The organism is Anaerococcus sp. HMSC075B03 (assembly GCF_001815585.1).
GTDB classification, from domain to species: domain Bacteria; phylum Bacillota; class Clostridia; order Tissierellales; family Peptoniphilaceae; genus Anaerococcus; species Anaerococcus vaginalis.
This window is the reverse complement of record NZ_KV821205.1, coordinates 1-4,826: the sequence shown is the minus strand read 5'-3', so window position 1 is coordinate 4,826 and position 4,826 is coordinate 1. Positions and strand designations below refer to the sequence as shown.

The 4,826-nt window shown below is 28.1% G+C and carries 4 protein-coding genes and 1 pseudogene; 4 read left to right on the top strand and 1 reads right to left on the bottom strand.

Features of this window, described 5'->3' with window-relative positions; translation table 11 throughout:
• The 4 genes from HMPREF3045_RS08155 to HMPREF3045_RS08140 all read left to right on the top strand — a co-directional run.
• Positions 1 to 376 (top strand): nucleotidyl transferase AbiEii/AbiGii toxin family protein (locus tag HMPREF3045_RS08155; RefSeq protein WP_143269988.1); only part of this gene is annotated, 376 nt, incomplete at its 5' end.
• Positions 377 to 560: 184 nt separating this feature from the next.
• Complete coding sequence (locus HMPREF3045_RS08150; RefSeq protein ID WP_257244392.1) at positions 561 to 785, top strand: helix-turn-helix domain-containing protein; 225 nt, start codon at positions 561 to 563, stop codon at positions 783 to 785.
• Positions 786 to 876: 91 nt separating this feature from the next.
• Positions 877 to 1,773 carry a HamA C-terminal domain-containing protein gene (locus HMPREF3045_RS08145; protein WP_068370156.1) on the top strand — a complete coding sequence of 299 codons (897 nt, stop codon included), beginning with the start codon at positions 877 to 879 and terminating at the stop codon, positions 1,771 to 1,773.
• Positions 1,770 to 3,905 (top strand): DEAD/DEAH box helicase, encoded by a 2,136-nt coding sequence (locus HMPREF3045_RS08140; RefSeq protein WP_068370159.1) that lies wholly within the window; start codon positions 1,770 to 1,772, stop codon positions 3,903 to 3,905. The genes HMPREF3045_RS08145 and HMPREF3045_RS08140 overlap by 4 nt, the downstream gene beginning before the upstream one ends.
• 56 nt (positions 3,906 to 3,961) lie before the next feature.
• On the opposite strand, the pseudogene HMPREF3045_RS08135 reads toward HMPREF3045_RS08140, so the two are convergent.
• Positions 3,962 to 4,826: pseudogene (locus HMPREF3045_RS08135) on the bottom strand (relaxase/mobilization nuclease domain-containing protein); the annotation flags it as partial.

Here is a 4,826-nt window from a genome sequence, read left to right as displayed (position 1 = left end):
TAGCAAAGAAAATATAAAAATAATGGCATATCCATTAGAAACAATTCTCGCAGAAAAATATGAATCCATAATCAGAAGAAATATAACAACAACACGAATGAGAGACTTTTACGACCTATACACCCTCTATAAATTAAAAAAAGATGAGATAGATTATAAAATTTTAAAAGAAGCAATAGAAAGAACTTCCGACAAAAGAGGAAGTCAGGAGGAAATGCAAGACTATGAGGAAATAATCGAGGACATAAAAGAAGATTCATACCTAAGATCCTTGTGGGAAGTATATCTAAGTGAAAATAAGTACATTGGAGATTTGACCTTTGATAAGGTTGTTGATGTAGTTACAATTATTTCAAATAGGGTTAGTGAGCTGTAATATTCCAGCAGACACTGTTTGGAATATTACAGACAAGGAAATATTAAGTGATTAGAGAAGTGGAATTATTCTGCTTCTTTTTTTAAAAACTTAAATGCATTTTAATGAGAACGTTTTTATATTAAACCGACATTTAATGGTATAATATAATAAATATTAGTTTTCAATGTAGGGTATATAGAGAATTTTTAGTTATAAAAGATTATTTAAAAAACTCATTGATTTAGATATGACAAATAATGAATTGATGGAAAAGGCAAAAGTAAGTAAAAATACATTTTATAAAATAAAAAATGGGCAAAATGTAACTACGGATGTTTTGCTTAGAATTTGTAGTGCTTTGGATTGTGATATTAAAGAAATTTTTGAATGTGTAAATATTGAAAATAGATCAAATTTGAGTGATTAATTATAGTGCGATACTCCACTGGTAAAGATAAGTATTAGATTGGCTATAAATTATTAAAGTATAGATTAAATAAAAATAGAAGGGAGAAAAAATGAGTCATAAGCATTCAAATAATATAGAAATCAATAATAAATTGCATATTTACTATATAAGTTTTGATTTACTTGATAATGGCTATGGTCAAGTAAAAGACAAATTTTATAATGAATTATTTGATGATATTCCTGCTTTTGCTTTTGGAACAGATGTAATGAATAAGAAAAAAGATGAAATAGGCTTGGTTCCAACTGTAAGAGAAGCTATGAAGAAAATATATTCTATTAAAGAAATTCAGGAAGCTAGTAGAGAATATTTGGACTCTACATCTACAGAAGATAAATATATCAAAAGAGGTGAATTTGGTGAATTATTATTATACCATCTTTTACACGAGTATTTTGGAGCAGATGCATTGATTTCTAAAATATATTTTAAAGATAGCGCTGGTAGTGTGGCACATGGTTTTGATGCAGTTCATGTAGATACCAATAAAAAAATTATATGGCTAGGAGAATCCAAACTATATAAAAATTCATCTACAGCAATTAATGAACTTGCAAACGATGTAGTAAATCATTTTAATGTTAATTTTCTAGATAGTGAATTTCAAATTATTACAAATAGAATACACGACTCTAAAATTGATTGTGACGATTATATTTTAAAATTGTTGGATCCTAATACGAAAACTCTCAATAAATTAGCAGATATTAATGTATGTTTGTTTGCTGCATTTGAAAGTAATAGCTTAGTCAACTTTAATAAAGATAATTTCGAAAAAACATTAAAGGAAGAAGTAGAAAAATTAGATAAGAAAATGAATACTTTATTAAGTCAACACCCATGGGCAAATTATCTAAATGTTTATTTGTTGGCATTTCCTTTAGATGATAAGAGAGAATTTGTATCTTCTCTTCATCAAAAATTAAAAGGAGGGCAGCAAATATGAATGATAGTGTTAAATTTAATGCTGAATATTTGAAAGATTTTGAATATAATTGGAATTGTACTAAATATTATACTTCTATTATTGACAAAACTGATGCAAGGAAATTTTTGATAAATGTACTAGAAAATTGGGATCAAGTTAATGATGATGCTAAATCCATATGGTTGGATTTGATTGAAAGAGCTGGTTTTTATCCTTATTATATTGATAAAATTGAAAGCATTGAAAATTATAATCAATCTTTGCAATCTAGTGTTCGTAGTGCTTTTTTTAAATCAGATTTTTTAAATGGTATATATTTTCATGAGCAACAAAAGGAAATTGAAAGGGCAGTTAGTTTAAAGAAAAATGTTGCAGTTAGTGCTCCAACGAGTTTTGGAAAAAGTCTTCTTATTGAAGAATTCGTTGCCAGAAAACAGTATAATAACATTTTAATAATTCAACCTACACTTGCATTAATTGATGAAACAAGAAAAAACATGAGTAAATATTTAAATTATTACAACATTGTTATAAACACCAAACAAAAAGCTACTGATAGGAATATATTTATATTGACGGCAGAAAGAGTTCTTGAATATGTAGGTTTGCCTAAAATTGATTTTTTTATTGTTGACGAATTTTATAAAGTTAGTAACTTAAGAAATGATGATAGAATAGATGCTTTAAATATTTCTATAATGAAAATAATGGATTATAAACCTCAAGCCTTGTTTTTAACACCTTGTGTAAATTCACTTTCAGACAGATTTATTGAAAGATATAATGTTGTTTTTTTTAAGACAGACTATTCATTGGTTAATACTAATATAATAGAAGTTCGTAAAAATAATAGACCGCTGAAAAGTAACCAAAAAAAGAAAGAATTATTTAAATTACTTAAAGAACTAAAAGAACCAAGTATAGTGTATGTAAAATCACCAAATGAAGCGTATAAATTAGCCAATGAATATATAAATTATTTAAAACCTACTAATTTTGCTAATAGTAATTTACCAGTATTTGAATGGATGGATGAAAATATATCTGAAAAATGGAAACTTAAAAAACTTATGATGAATGGAATTGGAGCTCATAATGGGGCTTTACCTCGACATATAGTGTCTTCTGAAATTGAAATGTTTAATAATGGAATTCTGTCAATTTTGTTTGCAACTGTGTCGTTAATAGAAGGCGTGAACACTGTTGCAAAGAATATCTTAATATACAGTCAAAATAAAGGAAGTAATCCTATCGATTTTTTTGACTTTGCTAATATTAAGGGTAGAGCGGGCAGAATGGGAAAGTACTATACTGGAAATGTTTATTTATTTAATGAGGAATTGCAACCTGAAGAATTTTCGATTGATGTTCCTTTTGTTGATCAAGCTAATATATCAGATGAGATATTATTCAGCATACCTGATGAATATGTTGAAGATAAAGATAGGAGAAAACTGTTGGAATCAGAAATACCAGGAGATTTACAGGCGATAATTAGAAAAAATCTAATTTCTGTGGAAGGACAGAAGAAATTATACAATTATATTAGATTAAATATTGGTAATTTATCTTATTTAAAGTGGAGTAGAATTCCTTCATATGAAGAATTATGGAGGACACTTTATTTGGCGTATAAATATTTAGACAATAATGATAGTGAAAAGTTTGCAAAGTCTCAAGCTATAATGGCGTTGGATATTATTAATAAATCATTAAAGGAAACAATTTTTAAAAGGGAAGAATTCTTAAGAAAAAAAAGATCAAATAAGAATTTTCATGAACAAGCTATTGAAGACGTTTTAAAGTTTGTTAGAAATGATGCGAATTATAAAATTCCGAAGTTGCTTTCAGTATTGGATTCTATTCAAAAATATACTTTTGAAAAGAATAGCAATCGTAACTATGGAGATTATAGCATATTCAATTCATTATTAGAGAATGGGCAAATAGGTGAAGATTTTAGATTTTTGATAGATTTTGGAGTGCCATCATCAGGAATAAAAAAAATAGAAGTTCAATTCAAAAAAGATAATAAAACATATAATGATAATGTGGAAATAATACCATGGTTGAGCCAAAATATTAAAATTTTGAAAAATATATTATTGGACTATGAGTATGATCTATTAAAAAAAGCTTTAAATTTTTAAGCTTAGTTAAAGGGAAAGAGAGATTGTCAATAATATTTTGGAGAGAAACAAATATATCATCTCTCCATCTCCTTACCCATATAAATTCCGTAATTTTTTAGTATCTTATAAAGCTCGTCCATAGTGGATTTTGAGGAAGAATACTCTTGCATAAGGGTGTTCTTTTTTTCTTGTAATTTATCAAGCTCAGCTAAAATATCCTTTGAATTTGGGAGCTTGGAATAGGATTTTTTAAGCTCTGAGAGAGCATTTTCATATAGGGTAATCTGAGCTTTGTACTCTTCAAAAAATGCCTTGTCAGACGGATTAGCAGTATATTCCTTGTAGCACGCTCTGTGTTTTTTAACGGTATGAACTTGTTCCATAGTGGTAGAAAGCTTCTGCATTTCCTTATCAATAGCCTTGATTTTCTCTTGTATATTTTGCCTTTCATCAGCTGCTTTTTGGATGTACTCATCAAGTTGCTTAACGGATTTAATACCTTGTTCTCTGAGGAAGATAACAGACTCAGCCATTGTATTAATGTTATGTTTGGTTGCCCAATATTCATAGCCTTTGCTTTCTTTTACTTTAACATTTGTGTTCATATCAATAACATTGCCAATGCGTTTTTTGACAGCAGGGGTTTTAATAGACGATATTTCTGCAATGCGTTCTTTTAACCTTTCTTCAGTATAATCTTCTCCGATTGTTTTAGATCTTATAAATCTCAGCTTATCTTTCGGTTTAAAAGCAATGTGTTTGCCATACTTAATTTGATAGCCAAGATCAGCCATTTTCTTTAGAAAATCATCCCAATCCTTAGACTGTTTAATCATTCTGTAAATGTCAAATTGAAGTCTACTTTTCCAAGAAGTACCACGCTTTGCCTGTTCATTCTCATACCAAGATTTACCAGCAGTTTTATATTTTCTTTTGTAA

Bases quoted from the DNA above. Each gene is read 5' to 3' on its own strand.
- HMPREF3045_RS08145 (WP_068370156.1), top strand. From the start codon at position 877: ATGAGTCATAAGCATTCAAATAATATAGAAATCAATAATAAATTGCAT.
- HMPREF3045_RS08140 (WP_068370159.1), top strand. From the start codon at position 1,770: ATGAATGATAGTGTTAAATTTAATGCTGAATATTTGAAAGATTTTGAA.